This is a genomic window from Pleurocapsa sp. PCC 7319 (assembly GCF_000332195.1).
GTDB lineage: Bacteria > Cyanobacteriota > Cyanobacteriia > Cyanobacteriales > Xenococcaceae > Waterburya.
The window spans coordinates 2,579,517-2,594,914 of record NZ_KB235922.1; the positions used below are offsets into that span (position 1 = coordinate 2,579,517).

Sequence of the window (15,398 nt, forward strand, 5' to 3'; positions counted from 1 at the left end):
GCGTATGCTTTACAAGCTTAGATTCCGTTTATCTAAAATTTTGACGGTACTATTGGCTATTTTTGGGTTTCTAGGTAGCTCAATCTATTGGACACCTGCCGCCACAGCTCAAACACTTTCCCCCAGAACCGTCGCGGTCCATTTATTTGAATGGAAATGGCCAGATATTGCTCAAGAATGCGAAAGTTTCCTCGGACCAAAAGGCTTTGCCGCAGTGCAAGTCTCCCCACCGAATGAACATGCGGTTGTCAATAATTTTCCCTGGTATCAACGCTATCAACCAGTCAGCTATCAAATTGAAAGTCGGAGTGGAACACGCTCTGAATTTGCAGACATGGTAAGCCGTTGTCAGTCTGTGGGTGTTGATGTATATGTCGATGCTGTTATCAATCACATGACAGGTGTGGGTAGTGGGGTCGGTTATGTAGGCTCTAGGTATGAACCTTATGATTATCCTCGTCTGTATTCCTTTCAGGACTTTCACCATTGTGGTAAGAATGGCAATGACGACATCCACAACTATGGCGATCGCTGGGAAGTCCAAAACTGTGAGTTGGTCAATTTGGCCGATCTCAATACTAGTTCTGACTATGTGCGAGGACAAATTGTCAACTATTTGAACGATTTAATCGATTTAGGCGTTGCTGGCTTTCGTTTGGACGCCTCCAAGCATATGAGTACCAATGATATCCAAGCCATTACAAGTAGCCTGAAAGGGGAACCCTACATTTATCAAGAAGTTATCGATCAAGGTGGCGAACCAATCACCGCTAATGAATACTTCCAGAATGGCGATGTCACTGAATTCAAATACAGTGTCAAACTCAGCGATACTTTCTTCAATGGTAAATTAGCTTGGCTAGAAAACTTTGGCGAAGAGTGGGGGTTTATGCCAAGTAGCAATGCTTTAGTTTTTGTCGATAACCACGATAATCAACGAGGCCATGGCGGTGGCGGACATATTGTTACTCATCAAGATGGCATCCTTTATGACCTAACTAATGTGTTTATGTTGGCCTGGCCTTACGGTTACCCACGCATCATGTCTAGCTACGAATTCTCTGATGGTAATCAGGGTCCCCCCTCTGATATGGCAGGGAATACCCATGATATTTATGTTGATGGTGAACCCACTTGCTTTGATGAATGGAAATGCGAACATCGCTGGAGACCCATCGCCAATATGGTCGCTTTTCACAATTTCACATCGGAAAAATTCTTGGTGACTGACTGGTGGACTAATGGCAATAACCAGATCGCTTTTGGACGTGGCGATCGAGGCTTTGTGGTCATCAATCGAGAAGGAAACACCTTGAGTCGCACCTTTAAGACTAGCCTGACACAAGGCACATACTGCAATGTGATTGATGGCGAGTTAACGGACAATGGCTCTCAATGCAGTGGCTCCGTAATCAAAGTCAATCATAACGGAGAAGCTAATATTTCCTTACCATCTATGAGTGCTGCTGCTATTCATATTGGAGCTAAAATTTCTTGACGGGCTGAAAATTCCTGCCAAGGTAGTATTTGATACAACAAGAGCATCCAAAAAACGGAAGTCATTGGACGCTCTTGTTAACGTATAATTTCAAAAGTTTGACAACACTACCGGATGCTTTAGAGCTAATTTGTCATGAGTAGTAATATTCAATTGCCTTGGCAACAAGAATCCATAATTTTACATAGTCTAAGACTTATTAAAAGCTATGAGCATTGGACAGGATGTTCTCTTATTAAAGCTGAAGGCTCACCTCTTCAATTAGCTCAGGTCTTATTTGAAGCTCCTTTTCCCGTATTTTCTCATGGTACGGAGCCAGATCCTATTTATAATTACGGAAATCAAAAAGCTTTAGACCTTTGGGAACTAAACTGGGAGCAGTTGACTCAGATGCCTTCGCGGTATTCTGCCGAATCTATGGATCGAGAAGAACGTTTAGAACTTTTAAACCAGGTAACAACTAAAGGTTATTTGAGTAATGGTCGAGGGATTCGAGTATCTAGTAGTGGTAAAAGGTACATGATTTCAGACTTTACGATCTGGAATCTACTTGATAACGATCATCGCTATTGTGGTCAAGCAGCAACCTTTTCTAAGTGGAAAACAATTAGCCTTTAAATTAATTGACTTAGCATTCTACACAAGTCCTTCTAAAGTTGCAGCAACAACTCGATAATCAGAATCTTGTCGCAGATTCATCAGAGCAGTTTCTGCATCTGGGTCTTCAAAATGTCTCAAGACTTTTGCTACTTGGGCGCGGATTGTACCTTGATCTGACTTCGCTGCCGAGAGTAGAAGTTCTAAAGCGATCGACTTTTGAGGTGTATTTGCTAATTGTTCTAAATTAGCGATCGCTGTTTGTCGAACAACTAAATCTTCTCCTTTAAGTGCTAAAACAATCAATTCTAGAAGAATTTCAGGATTATTAGTTAGATCGATAGCGGCAAAAATACTATAACGCACTAACCAATTAGGGTCTTGACGGAATAGTTGCACAAGATGTTGAATTGCTTCTGCGCCATATTTTGCTAAAGAATTGGCGGCTTCTGCTCTGACATTGTAATCGCGATCATGCTCAATTAAATCCAGTAACAACTCAAAGCCTTCATCTGTTCGTTTATATCCCAGACCCATAGCGACAAAGGAACGAATAATCAACTCTTGGTCACACATCCTTCGCTTGAGTAAGGGAACTACTAAATCAGGTTCATAGTTTCTTAACTCGGTAATCGCTTTCATCCGATTTTGAGGATCGGGACTATCGATATAGGTTTCAATCTGATGTAGTTCCATAAGAATATCTAAAAATTTGGGTAATGTAAGTGGAATTAGTAGAATTGAGATTTTAAACAGACACAGGTAATGAACCCATATTCCAATAATCTTGTAATAACTCATCGTATAAGTTATCTTTGAGCATCATCCGTCGATATAGTTCAATCGATAACCCTTGAGCTTCTTCTGAAGAGAGAGTTTGTACTTGATCGGCAAATATTCTTAAATTAAATTTCTGTTCTAAAGATAGTTGCTCTGAATATTCCATGGCTAGTTCACGACCTCGTGACACACAAAAAATTTAAAGTATCTATAAGTTATGTTAATTATTTTTAATACTAATTGCCATGACTCACTATGCTAATGTAGGTAGTAAAATCCGTACCATTAGCAAATAACTAGGTATTTCAAGAGAATTGCCCTTCTTAAATCACATTCACAGTTAGACTCATTACCATTATTTATTATTTGCTCGAAAATTCTGAGGCTCAAAAAATATTTAAACCCCGTCCACATTGAAAACTGGAGTTTTGCTGGTTAAATAAAGTTTGAGTTAGAAGAATCAAGAACAACTTGTTACTTGCTACTTGTTACTTTCTCGAACAGTTACATTAAAAACTACAGGTTTCAACAGCGTGGTTGGATATGCTGAACTAAATTCAGCATCCCCCACGCTCAAACTAGATGTGGTTTATCCTCTGAGATTTCAGATTCGTTCTGAGCTGATTGACTTTTGTTCGACTTTCCATCCGAAGAGATGATATTCTGCACCAACTATTTCGTCCAATTTAAACGGACAAAATAAAGGGAATTTATCTCTCGGTAGCTTACTTTTTAAACTTGCAGTTTGCTTTGCCTTAGCGTAAATTTCTTCTAAATTATCTTCCAGGTAGAGCCTAAAACTATCTGTCATTTTGGAATTAAGTTGAAGCTGATGAATGTTAATTTCTGCATCCAAAAATTCTATTTTTGAAACGTCTTTTTGCCCATAATCAATCAACAACAAGCAGACTAGGACATTGTAAACATAATTTCTAACTTCACCAGTTTCTTGATAAATTAGTGTTGTTAATTCGGTAATTAAATTCTGAACATCTAATTGCTCGTAATTGCGCGATCGCAAAATTTTAATCTGAGTCTCTAGCCAAGCAACATAATCCTGATTAAAGCTGGTATTATCAAATTTTTCTAGCATCATTAGTAATTAGCCATTAACTTTAAGTTCTGATCTTTTTTATGAAGAAGACGCTTTCGTCCCACGACGGGAGAGTCAAAAGAGGAACGATAGATTTGAGTAAATATAGAAAATCATGGCAAAAATCAATTAAAATAACAAGGTTAATTAAACAGTTTAAATAAAGCTTAAGGTGAGCTTCAGTTTTATGATTTTATTTGGGCTTGGTTGCCAAAAAATGAAACCTTTTTGTATTAAAAACAATAATTTAATACTACAAAATACGTCTCTGAACTATTGTCATCAAATACTAATGGCTAGAATTTAAAACAGATGAACTAATAGTTATATTTGCGCTATTTTAAATAAGAAAGATCGTAACTGGATAAATATACCTATTTAAATGAGCTTATTTAATCTGCAAGCCCCCTTTGAACCTCAGGGAGATCAGCCCCAGGCGATTGCGCAATTAACAGAATCCCTTCAGGCAGGAAATACTTTTCAAACTTTACTCGGAGCAACTGGTACTGGGAAAACTTTTTCAATCGCGAACATCATTGCTAACGTAGAGAAACCAACCTTAGTTTTGGCTCATAATAAAACTCTTGCAGCCCAGTTATGTAATGAGTTGCGCCAATTTTTCCCTGATAATGCAGTCGAGTATTTTGTCAGTTATTACGACTATTATCAACCAGAGGCATATATTCCTGTCAGTGATACTTATATTGAAAAGACTGCCTCGATTAACGATGAAATCGATATGTTGCGTCATTCGGCAACGCGATCGCTCTTTGAACGTCGAGATGTAATTGTGGTGGCATCGATTAGCTGTATTTACGGTTTAGGGATGCCCGCTGAGTATTTGAAAGCTGCTGTGCCTTTAAAGTTGGGGATGGAGATAGATCAACGGGAACTTTTAAGGGATTTGGTATCGGTTCAATATTCCCGTAACGACCTTGAAATTGAACGAGGACGGTTTCGCGTCAAAGGAGATGTGCTAGAAATTGTCCCTGCCTATGAGGATCGTATTATACGGATTGAATTTTTCGGTGATGAGATTGAAGCTTTACGTTATGTCGATCCTGTTACTGGAGAAATTTTGCAGAGTTTAAATGGCATTAATATTTATCCAGCTCGGCACTTTGTTACTCCTCAAGAAAGACTAGAATCTGCTTGTCAGGAAATCAAAACCGAACTCGAAGCTCGCTTGATAGAGTTAGAAACTGCCGATAAACTGTTAGAAGCCCAGCGACTAGAGCAACGTTGTCGTTACGATTTAGAACTCTTGCAGGAAGTTGGCTATTGTAATGGAGTTGAAAACTATTCCCGGCATTTAGCAGGAAGACAACCAGGTGCGCCACCAGAATGTTTAATAGATTATTTTCCGGATGATTGGCTACTGGTAATAGATGAATCTCACGTTTCGGTACCACAGTTAAGGGGAATGTATAACGGCGATCAAGCGCGGAAAAAAGTCTTAATCGAACATGGATTTAGATTACCTTCTGCTGCGGATAATCGTCCCTTAAAAGCTGAAGAATTTTGGACAAAAGTCAATCAATGTATATTTGTCTCAGCCACTCCTGCCAAATGGGAATTAGAAAAATCGGGCGAGCTGGTTGCCGAGCAAATTATCCGTCCCACTGGTGTCATCGATCCCGAACTTTTAGTTCGTCCTACGGAAGGACAAGTTGACGATTTATTTGGCGAAATTAACGAACGAGTTGCCAAAGAAGAAAGAGTTTTAATTACAACTCTAACCAAGAAAATGGCGGAAGATTTGAGTGAGTATTTTGCTGAACGAGATGTTAAAGTTCAATATTTACATTCGGAAATTAAATCTATAGAAAGGATTGAAATCTTACAATCTCTACGAAAAGGCGAAGTAGATGTCTTAATTGGGGTCAATTTATTACGGGAAGGTTTAGATTTACCAGAAGTTTCTTTGGTAGCAATTCTTGATGCTGATAAAGAAGGATTTCTCCGTTCTGAAAGTTCTATTATTCAAACTATTGGTAGGGCAGCCCGTCATATTCAAGGGCAAGCCATTTTATATGCTGATAACTTAACTAACAGTATGGCGAGGGCAATTGAAGAAACGGAAAGAAGACGTAATATTCAGATTGCCTACAATAAACGTCACAATATTATCCCCAAACCAATTGTTAAAAACGAAGAAAATTCTATTTTGGCTTTCTTAGATATCTCTCGTCGTTTAAACTCCGAACAATTAGAGCAAATTTATCAACAATCTGACGAATTACCTTTAGAAAAAATCCCCGATGTAATCGAGCAACTAGAGGCAAAAATGAAAGATGCAGCTAAAGCATTGGAATTTGAAGAAGCAGCTAAATATCGCGATCGCATTTTAAAATTGCGCGATAAGTTATTAGGAAGAAGTCCTCAAAAATAAGGTGATTTCTGCCAAAAAATATCCCAAAGAATTAAAATTAGAATGTCACTCAGGGAAAATCAGGAAGAATTTAGTTGAAAAAAGAGGAGAAGAGTCAAAAATTAACTGAATCTCAAATAAGAGATTTACGTTTAGCAGCGAGAAAAATGAAAGGTGCTTCACGTCGAGGGTTTCAGGCAGAAATGTGTTTAAAATATTGTGATGGCAATGCCAGATATGGAGAAACGCTGTGGGGTTGGAGTCGCCACACTATCGAATTAGGATTGTCAGAAAAGTGGAGTGGAATGATTTGTGTGGGGGCACAATCGATGTGTAGCGGAGTCAAAAAGTGGGAAGAAAAACAACCCTTTGCTGCACAAGCATTAAAGGAGATAGCCGAAGCTCATAGTCAACAAGACCCCAGTTTTAAGACATCGATTGCTTATACCCGACTGACAGCCACCGAAGCGATATCTCAGTTAAGAGGTCGGGGTTCGACGAGTTGGAAATTCCTGCCCCGAGCACGATGGCAGTAATCTTGAATCGGATGGGTTATCGTTTAAGAAAAGTGCTCAAAGCTAAACCTCAAAAAAAATTGCTGAAACCGACGCTATCTTTAAAAAGATAAGTGTTAAAGACCAGAAAAAAAATGACCGAGTCAAACGTCTAAGCTTGGATTGCAAGGCAACGGTGAAAATAGGCGATTATAGTCGTGGCGGACAAACTAGAGGTAACAATCAAGCCCAAGACCACGATATGGGAGCCACAGAAAAATATATTCCTTGTGGAATCCTGGATGAAGAGAACGGACAACTCTATCTCAACTTTGGCAGTTATTACAAAACCAGTGATTTTATTGTCGATAGTTTGTCTCTGTGGTGGAACCAGATTCCTAATCCTGAACAGCAACAAATAAATTTGATTCAAATCAAAGTAGATAACGGTCCAGAGAATAGTGGCAGAAGAACTCAATTTTTGAAGCGAATGGTCGAGTTTGCCAATATCACAGGAAAATCGATTCAGTTGTTGTACTTTCCTCCTTATCACAGTAAATATAATCCCATTGAACGTTGTTGGGGTATTTTAGAACAACATCTTCTATGGCGCACTCCTCAGCAACGTTGACACTATGCTTGCTTGGACGCAAAGTATGACTTGGAAAGGAATACAGCCCATCGTCAATCTCAGCCATCAGATTTATCACAAAGGCATTTCTTTAACTAAAAAAGCTATCGAAGCAATTGAACTACGTCTCCTGCGAAATCCAAACTTACCCAAATGGGATATTTTTATTCGACCTTGTTAGTTGGTATTTTCTTTCTTAAAAATCACCTTAGTTATGCCAACGTAATAGTCGGCAATGGATTTGGCAACTGTAACAATCGAGAATCTAAATATGTTAAAGCCTATTCTCCCGATATCCTAAATACTATCGATAAAATGGCTCAAAAACGAGCTTTAGTTAGTGCGGTGCTATTTACTACTGGCGGTTCGAGATTCTTTGGGCAAAAAGTAGCCGATCTTAATAGTTGATTGGGATTATGGAAAACATAAATGGTGAGGGTGCGGTCGCAGCAAGTCATATCAAGTCTGACTTTTCACGGTATCTTGGGTCGAAAAAAAACTAGGTAATAATGTTCGCTAACTTTTGTTCAATCTTGAGGTTTCCTCAACCAAATCTGACAAACCCATTGAAAGTGTACTCATCCCTCGCTCCAAAGCTTCAATTCGACCACGACGTGATAGAGCTTCAACCGCTTTCAAATAAGCTTGACTTCCAGCTTTATAGTCATTCTAAATAGGAAACATATGAAATAATATAAGCTAGATGAGAAATCAATCAGGTTAGATGACTTATAGTGTAGATTTGCGAAAGCGGGTAGTGGACTTTGTAGCGGCTGGAGGCTCCAAAGCCGAAGCATCAAGAAGATATGAGGTAAGTCTATGGTGTGTGAATGATTGGTGTCGAAGAAAGAATTTGACTCCAGCACCACAACTTGGAAGAAAGCGAAAACTAGACTCTCTAGCAATTGCCCAACATATTCAAGAAAATCCAGATGCTTTGTTAAGAGAAAGGGCGCAATATTTTGGAGTGCATACGAGTGCTATTGGGTATGCCCAGAAGCAAATGAAGTTAACTCGTAAAAAAAACGCTGAAATACACTGAACGTAAGCATAGTGAGCGAATCAGCTTTCTGAGAAATTTACGTAAAATTGTCATTCTTGACGGATCAAGCAATTTAGTTTACTTGGATGAATCAGGCTTTGAAGAATATGTCTATCGTCCTTATGGCTGGTCAAAACGAGGACAAAAAACTTACGGCGATTGCCCGAAGGGCAGTGGCTTCGCCAATCGCAATGGTAAAAGAGGAACAAGAACAAGTCTGATAGCTGGCAAAAGAGGCAAAGAGTTGTTAGCACCAGTTCTTTTTAAAGGAAGTAAATGGTGCTTTATGGTTTAATCAATGGCTCGAAGAGCATCTAATTCCCGAATTGAAACCAAACTCCACTCTAATTCTTGATAATGCGGCATTTCATCGCAAGGATGATGTGTTTCGCATTGCCGAACAAGCGGGTCACAAAGTTTTGTTTTTACCACCCTATTCACCTGATTTTAATCGTATCGAACAAGACTTTGCGACGCGAAGCTAATCCTTTAGGGCATCCTCAAAAAAAGACGTATTTATTCCGCTCCTGGTACTTCCTTGGATGACATCGTTAAATCATACGGAAATTATTTAGAATGACTATACCTAAATATTGATGACGAGAAGGATTGCCATTTTTGGTGACAAAAATCGGCTCATGGGACATCCATTTGTAATACCAATAACGACCACCCTTTTTTCCTTTAGCTTGGTAGCGCACAATCCAACAACCAGACGGAGCAATTTCACCTTCGTCCCTTATGTCTTGAATATCTTGTTGGAGTTGTTTAATAAGATGTTTAAGTTCATCTAGACGAGTGGCTAGATCCTTCTGTTGACGGGCATTAGCCATAGTTCAGCTCAGAAATAATCGGATATAGTTGTGTAACAAAGTTCGCCAACTATATTCTCATTCTAGTCCTCTCCAAAGTTACAATCAACTCGCTTCTAAACTTCAACCAGGGGAGCGTAATTGCCATCCTTCACATAAAGATTGCAGCTCTAAAAAGCCACGCCATAACACCGTGATGCCAATATTACTCTTTCGGCGATGACTCAAGTAACCGCCCAAACGAGCTACAGCTTGTATCGCCCAAGCTACCGTTAAATCTACTGCGGTGACTGATTTTCCAAATTTGGCAGCTAAAACCTCAATTTGTACCTGATTTAAAATTGAAGATGCAGGTGCATCTGGTTTGGTTCGATGAACATAGGTCATTTTTAACAATTGTGCAGCGATATTCGTTAAAAATCCCAGTAAAACTTGCATACTATCTCCAGATAGACGATAGCTTTCCGCTTTACACCCTGACTTGAGAATTTTATGATATTCTTCAATTCGCCAACGGTAAGTATACCATCGTAAAATGGTTTGTGCTTGTTCCCCATTGGTAACGGGTTCGGAGGTCAAGATCATCCATTCTACGGGTTCACAGCCTTCTGGGGGGTCAATTTCTACGGCATAAACCCCATAAACTTCAAAATATTCTGGTTCTTTCATTCTGGCAGGACTGCGAAGTTTGATGGGTGCATATCTAATTGCCAGAGTAGCGGTTCGCTCTTTTCGATTTGGGGTTTTGGCTAATTCTACTGCTACTTCCATCTTGATAGATTGAGATGGGAGCCATGACCATAAATAACTGTTTGACTCTGATAATGCCCTATTATGTGCTGCTCTTACCACTAACCCTGTATTTGCGGTTTGACTGACTTGTTCAAAGACTTCCGCGATATCTCCTTCTCGGTCAAATACATGAATTACTTTGGTGCTAATACTCTCTGGTTCGGATTTTTCTAAGAGTTTCTGGACGGATTGGAGAGCTTCTATCCATTTATAAGATTCTTTTTGTTCAATCGGACGTCTTCTTGCTTCCGCTTGCTTTTTCTGCTTCTGTTTCTGAGTTAAACTCTTACTTTCTTCATGATTTCGATGCCACAGTTTTTCTGTTAATAATCCTATGGGTTGTCCATTCTCCCCATTTACAGCTAAGGTGCTATGTAAAATTAGTCCATTCCCACCATTGCCAATGGGTCCATATTCGGCTCTTTTTTCGCGGATTTTCTTGTAATCGAGATAGGTTGTATCTCCTACTGCTAATACGATTGAGAGTTCTTTAATCTGCTCTGCTGTTTGAAGATGATAGGGTTGGCACACACTGTTTAGGCTAGTTTTCGGATTGGCAAAGAATTCATAAGCTCTTTTCAGGTCACTTGCTCTCTCAAAAATCGCGGAGAGTGGTTTGCCATATTTTAACGATAATCTCGATTCGATGAACATAGCCCTTTTGGTTAAACGCTGATCTCCAAAGTCACATTTTTCGGTTATTAAATTTTTGGTCTGATTCATTCACCACTCAAAATCTGCTCAATTATTTTGCTCTATCGAGAGGGCAGATTTCTCGAAATGGATAAAATTGTTAGCGAATATTGTTACACAACTTATATACCCTTCAAAAGATGCCGTGAAAAGTCAGATATCAAGTCCGGTTGAATACTTAAATTAAGAATGAGTCAAGTAATAAGCTCCTGAAGGACGCTTTGCGCCCCAAAATAAAGATGAGAAACCAAATTGGTAGACCAAGTATCATGATACGTGGAAATGTTTTCATCACAAAAAAGCCGAAGTTACAATGGTGCAACGAACGCCCGAGAATAAGCTTGGTTAGAGGAAAGTGGACAAATAAATTGGTGAAAGGAGAAAAAACCTTATCCCGTTGGAGAGAATGACAAGAGAAAACCATTCCTCATCGAAAACATTTCCCTATCAAGAGTGAGGGCAAAAAATGAAGCCAATTGGTCGAAGCCAAAAATCCCAGAAAAAAAGTAGCAAAAGACAGGAGCCAGAAATAAAAGTCATCAATCCGCACTCGGCGGGAATTGATATTGGCTCAAGAGAGCATTGGGTTTGTGTACCTATAGCAGCAACAGAATCTAATGTTCGTTGTTTTGGGTGTAGTACACCAGATTTACTAGCTCTGGCAAATTGGTTAAGTGAATGCGGTGTGACGAGTATTGCCCTCGAATCGACGGGAGTAGAATGGATACCTTTATTTAACATCTTAAGTCAGCATAACTTCCAAGTCTGTTTAGTCAATGCTCACAATGTAAAAACAGTACCAGGAAGAAAAAGCGATGTCCAAGATTGTCAATGGTTACAACAACTGCATAGTTATGGCTTACTTGCACCTTCCTTTATCCCCGAAGGAGAAATAACTGTACTGAGAAGCTATTTAAGACAACGAGAAAATTTGATTCAAGCTAGTTCGACTCATGTGCAAAGAATGCAAAAAGCTTTAACACAGATGAATTTGCAGTTGCATAAAGTCATTAGCGATCTTACAGGGGTGACAGGATTAAATATTCTGAGGGCCATTATTGCTGGGGAAAGAAATCCACAAACCTTAGCCAAATTAGCACACCGAAGAATTAAAAGTAGTCCACAACAAATTAGAGATGCCCTAACGGGTAATTATCGTCCAGAAATGGTTTTTATTTTGCATCAAGAATTATCTTGTTATCAATTTTATCAACAACAAATCGGATTATTAGAGGAACAAATCGAACAATGTCTCAGTAAATTGCCCTCCCAAACAAAAGAGACTCCGCCCCTAAATAGCCAGAAAAAGTGTCGTCGCTCAATCAAATCAGGGTTCGACTTACATTCTCATCTCTATCGTATTGCGGGAGTAGATTTTACCAGCATTGATGGTTTAAGTGTAGTCACAGTGCAAACCATCCTCAGTGAAGTAGGATTAGACCCGACTAAATTTAAGAGTGCTAAACATTTCAGCTCTTGGCTCGGATTATGTCCTGGTTGTCGGATTACAGGGGGCAAAGTTAAAAGTTCTCAGACTCGTCGAGTTAACAATCGAGCTGCAACAGCTTTTCGATTGGCAGCTCAAGCTGTTAGTCGTTCTCATTCAGCTTTGGGCGCATTTTATCGACGCATTCGCTCCCGTGCTGGCGCACCCAAGGCCATTACTGCTACAGCACACAAAATTGCTCGTCTATTCTATACTCTCTGGACAAAAAAAGAATCTTATCTCGATCGTGGAGCTGATTACTATGAACAAAAATATCAAGAAAGACTCATCAAAAATCTCAAGCAAAGAGCAAAATCCCTTGGTTTAGAAGTAGTTGAGGCATCTTCTACTTGATTTTAGTTTCTGGAGAGTAATAAGTAACAAGTAATAAGTTTTTTAGGTCTGCAATAAGCCTGTTTATTTCAATTAATTATCCGTACTTGATATCATTTATGTTTTCCACCCTTGCAGGATAAGATAATTGAGATTGGATAGTGATTGAATATTTCCTCAATTTTACAACCGAATTTGACCATTTCATAACGGATATAATGCCAGTCGTCTTTATTTATCAAGATCTTAGATTATTCCATAACAGTAATCTTCCGTTCTTCGATTTAGATGGTCAATTAAGCTATTGTTACATTAAAGGCTGAATCTCAGTTGCTAGAGAAATACTAATTTTCAGCAAGATAAATATTAAAAAAGGTTTTTATGATATATGTAATTAGCAAAGGTAAATAGAATATGATTGTCAGGATATTCAGAGTTTCTGTCCCACCAAACCTTCATGCGGAGTTCGAGAAGGATTTTTTAGCCATTTCTGTGCCTTATGTGGAAAAATATTCAGGCTTGGTATCGATTGTTGTCGGTCGTCCAGCTAAACCTCAATCTGAAGAATACGTTATGGTTTCTACGTGGAAAGATGAAGCTTCAGTCAAAGCATTTGCAGGTCATCAATGGAGTGAAGCGGTCATCCCTACTGGTATGAAAAAGTATGTTAAAGAATGCTGGGTGCATCACTATGAAGTATTTGAAAACCCGATTGATTAGGCATAGGTAGATCTCGATGGTAGTGTAGCAAGAGTGTTGAAAAAGCTGAATCGATCTTCCAAACTCATACTTGTTAATCTGCGATTACATAATCATTTATCTGGTTTTTAGAGTTTAGGCTTTAGCTTCACTTTCCCTGCAACATACATGTTAAGTGTTGAGGTAGTGTAATTTATGACTAAAATCTTATTAAAAAGTTTGTGGCGTTATCCAGTCAAATCTATGCAAGGAGAAAAATGTAGCTCCCTAGAAGTCGAACGTCGTGGTGTACGAGGCGATCGCCTATTCGCAATTCGGAATTTTCAAGGTAAATTTGGTAGCGGTAAAAATACTCGCAGATTTCGTCAGATTGATGGATTGTTAATGTTTCGAGCATTTTATCAGGAAGATGTGCCAGTAATTAAGTTTCCTAATGGCAATGTAGTCGGAGGTAATAAACCTCATATTCATGATGAATTATCACAAGCTCTTAATCAAACAGTAACCTTAGCAAAAGAAAATAAAATTTCTCATTTTGATGATTCTCCGATTCATCTGGTATCTTCTGCTGCTGTACGGTGGTTAAAAACAGCACTTCCAGATTCTCATATCGATCTCAATCGGTTTCGGGCTAACCTCTTATTGGACGTTGCGGGAAATACTCCTGTAGAACATCAGTGGATTGGCAAGCAAATCCAGATAGGCAATCGGGTAAGGCTTAAAATAACCAAATTAGCCGAGCGATGTATTATGACCTCAAGCAGACAACTAAACCTACCTGAAGATCCTCAAATATTCGACTACATCATCAATGAGTCTCAAATGATGTTTGGCGTATATGCTCGGGTAGTTAATAGCGGGACAGTTAACATAGGCGATCGAGTAAATTTTATTGACTAAACTGGATTTTTTGCTCTCCAATGAAATATTTCTAAATTTCTAAAAGCGTAATATAGTCATGCTGTAAGCTTATCGCTTTTAGAAATTCAATTCCTTGAACAAATTAACAGAGTGGCTCAATAGCCAATAGTAATAGTGCGACGAATTTCCTCGGATTTAAAACCAAGTGCCATCGGTCGCTCAACTCCCGGTAAAATAGCCACATCATACAATTCTTGTACAACACCCGAAATGCGTAGCCAATGAACAATATCTCCGGTATTAATATCAATTACCATCAATCCGCATCGGGCTTCAGCATTTTTTGCCAGTAAATTATTATCTAGAGATAAACCAGAAAAGGTTTTATTTTCTCTCGGTTTAGAAAGACCAACTATAGCAAAATCATTAATAAAAGCCATTCCTCGCAGATAGCCTGGACAAAAAGTTAGCGGTTCAAATTTCTTCTCTTGTATATTTACAGTACCTAAATAACCAGTACCAGAATTTAATACCCAAAGGAGATTTTTATATACTCTCGGAGAGTGAGGCATTGAAAGACCGCTGACAATTACTTCATTACTCTGGACATCGATAATGCATCCTCCATCTCTTCTGCGATCGCGCCACCCATCAGCCACATCGGTCTGAGCTACTACGGTTACGTAACGGGGATGACCATCTTTCATTGCTAAACCATTGAGATGGCATCTATCTTCTGCCGCTAGCTTACTAATAAAAGGTGGCTGCCATAAGGGAATAAAACTATGTTGTTGGCTTACCGTTGCTAAACAACTAAATAGAGTATTAACAAAGATAATTTTTCCTTCACTATCAATTGCCAGATCGTGAATATCTAAGTCTCCCGTTGTGTAACCAAATTGCGGAACATAAAGGCGATCGTAGCCTTGATAAACTTGCTTGTCTGTCAAGGCGTTTTCAAATCGCCATAGTTGATAAAGAGAACTCATCCATAGAGTCTGCGGAGTAGCCCATAAACCCATACTACGATTGAAAGTCCGCTCAAAAATAGATAAGCGTCCATCAGGTTGTGAACCAATTAAGAAAATTTTACCCGCTTGGTAAGTAGTAAAAGCAAGACTAATTTTCTGTTCTCCGAGCCAGTTATTGAACTGACGAGAACCCATTATTTCTAAGTGATTAGCAGTATTAGTATGGGTCATGGGTACTCAAACTA

General features: G+C 39.0%; 15 protein-coding genes and 2 pseudogenes. 11 read left to right on the forward strand and 6 right to left on the reverse strand.

Annotated elements, in window-relative coordinates:
- Positions 1-4: 4 nt before the first annotated feature.
- Together PLEUR7319_RS0115655 and PLEUR7319_RS0115660 are read left to right on the forward strand one after the other, a co-directional pair.
- Positions 5-1,498: an alpha-amylase family protein gene (locus tag PLEUR7319_RS0115655; RefSeq protein ID WP_036800132.1), complete on the forward strand. Its 1,494-nt coding sequence runs from the start codon at positions 5-7 to the stop codon at positions 1,496-1,498.
- A 135-nt stretch (positions 1,499-1,633) separates the two neighbouring features.
- Complete coding sequence (locus tag PLEUR7319_RS0115660) at positions 1,634-2,116, forward strand: MEKHLA domain-containing protein (protein ID WP_019506174.1); 483 nt, start codon at positions 1,634-1,636, stop codon at positions 2,114-2,116.
- 18 nt (positions 2,117-2,134) lie between these two features.
- Here the strand turns inward: PLEUR7319_RS0115660 and PLEUR7319_RS0115665 are convergent, their stop codons facing one another.
- The 3 genes from PLEUR7319_RS0115665 to PLEUR7319_RS35555 all read right to left on the reverse strand — a co-directional run bounded on the left by PLEUR7319_RS0115665 (position 2,135) and on the right by PLEUR7319_RS35555 (position 3,971).
- Complete coding sequence (locus PLEUR7319_RS0115665) at positions 2,135-2,791, reverse strand: HEAT repeat domain-containing protein (protein WP_019506175.1); 657 nt, start codon at positions 2,789-2,791, stop codon at positions 2,135-2,137.
- 52 nt (positions 2,792-2,843) lie between these two features.
- The gene (locus PLEUR7319_RS0115670; RefSeq protein ID WP_019506176.1) at positions 2,844-3,065 is read right to left on the reverse strand and encodes an NblA/ycf18 family protein; all 222 of its coding nucleotides are present in this window, start codon (positions 3,063-3,065) and stop codon (positions 2,844-2,846) included.
- A 414-nt stretch (positions 3,066-3,479) separates the two neighbouring features.
- Positions 3,480-3,971 (reverse strand): DUF29 domain-containing protein, encoded by a 492-nt coding sequence (locus PLEUR7319_RS35555; protein ID WP_083892488.1) that lies wholly within the window; start codon positions 3,969-3,971, stop codon positions 3,480-3,482.
- 379 nt (positions 3,972-4,350) lie between these two features.
- Between PLEUR7319_RS35555 and uvrB the strand changes: the two genes are divergently transcribed.
- The 6 genes and pseudogenes from uvrB (at position 4,351) to PLEUR7319_RS43525 (ending at position 9,086) form a co-directional block, all read left to right on the forward strand.
- The gene (gene uvrB, locus PLEUR7319_RS0115680; RefSeq protein ID WP_019506178.1) at positions 4,351-6,360 is read left to right on the forward strand and encodes an excinuclease ABC subunit UvrB; all 2,010 of its coding nucleotides are present in this window, start codon (positions 4,351-4,353) and stop codon (positions 6,358-6,360) included.
- A 146-nt stretch (positions 6,361-6,506) separates the two neighbouring features.
- Positions 6,507-6,967, forward strand: a pseudogene (locus tag PLEUR7319_RS42060) (transposase).
- On the forward strand, positions 6,964-7,464 hold the full coding sequence (locus PLEUR7319_RS42065) for a transposase (RefSeq protein WP_371265397.1): 501 nt from the start codon (positions 6,964-6,966) through the stop codon (positions 7,462-7,464). The pseudogene PLEUR7319_RS42060 and the gene PLEUR7319_RS42065 overlap by 4 nt, the downstream one beginning before the upstream one ends.
- A gap of 4 nt (positions 7,465-7,468) precedes the next feature.
- Positions 7,469-7,645 (forward strand): hypothetical protein, encoded by a 177-nt coding sequence (locus PLEUR7319_RS43140; RefSeq protein ID WP_019506180.1) that lies wholly within the window; start codon positions 7,469-7,471, stop codon positions 7,643-7,645.
- Positions 7,618-7,872 carry a hypothetical protein gene (locus PLEUR7319_RS0115695; protein WP_026102555.1) on the forward strand — a complete coding sequence of 85 codons (255 nt, stop codon included), beginning with the start codon at positions 7,618-7,620 and terminating at the stop codon, positions 7,870-7,872. Before PLEUR7319_RS43140 ends, PLEUR7319_RS0115695 begins: the two co-directional genes overlap by 28 nt.
- A 316-nt stretch (positions 7,873-8,188) precedes the next feature.
- A pseudogene (locus PLEUR7319_RS43525) lies at positions 8,189-9,086 on the forward strand (IS630 family transposase).
- On the opposite strand, the gene PLEUR7319_RS35575 reads toward PLEUR7319_RS43525, so the two are convergent.
- Positions 9,058-9,339 (reverse strand): hypothetical protein, encoded by a 282-nt coding sequence (locus PLEUR7319_RS35575; protein ID WP_019503389.1) that lies wholly within the window; start codon positions 9,337-9,339, stop codon positions 9,058-9,060. The pseudogene PLEUR7319_RS43525 and the gene PLEUR7319_RS35575 sit on opposite strands and share 29 nt — an antisense overlap.
- Positions 9,340-9,441: 102 nt before the next feature.
- Complete coding sequence (locus PLEUR7319_RS0115710; protein ID WP_019503390.1) at positions 9,442-10,833, reverse strand: IS4 family transposase; 1,392 nt, start codon at positions 10,831-10,833, stop codon at positions 9,442-9,444.
- Between the two features lie 436 nt (positions 10,834-11,269).
- Between PLEUR7319_RS0115710 and PLEUR7319_RS0115715 the strand changes: the two genes are divergently transcribed.
- The 3 genes from PLEUR7319_RS0115715 (at position 11,270) to PLEUR7319_RS0115725 (ending at position 14,221) form a co-directional block, all read left to right on the forward strand.
- Positions 11,270-12,643, forward strand: a complete 1,374-nt coding sequence (locus PLEUR7319_RS0115715) for an IS110 family transposase (RefSeq protein WP_019503253.1) — start codon at positions 11,270-11,272, stop codon at positions 12,641-12,643.
- Between the two features lie 393 nt (positions 12,644-13,036).
- A complete protein-coding gene (locus PLEUR7319_RS0115720; RefSeq protein WP_019506182.1) occupies positions 13,037-13,342 on the forward strand; it encodes an antibiotic biosynthesis monooxygenase in 306 nt (101 codons plus the stop codon).
- A 174-nt stretch (positions 13,343-13,516) separates the two neighbouring features.
- Positions 13,517-14,221, forward strand: coding sequence for an MOSC domain-containing protein (locus tag PLEUR7319_RS0115725; RefSeq protein WP_019506183.1), 705 nt, complete (start codon positions 13,517-13,519; stop codon positions 14,219-14,221).
- A 116-nt stretch (positions 14,222-14,337) separates the two neighbouring features.
- Here the strand turns inward: PLEUR7319_RS0115725 and PLEUR7319_RS0115730 are convergent, their stop codons facing one another.
- Positions 14,338-15,384: a TIGR03032 family protein gene (locus PLEUR7319_RS0115730; RefSeq protein WP_019506184.1), complete on the reverse strand. Its 1,047-nt coding sequence runs from the start codon at positions 15,382-15,384 to the stop codon at positions 14,338-14,340.
- Positions 15,385-15,398 lie beyond the last annotated feature (14 nt).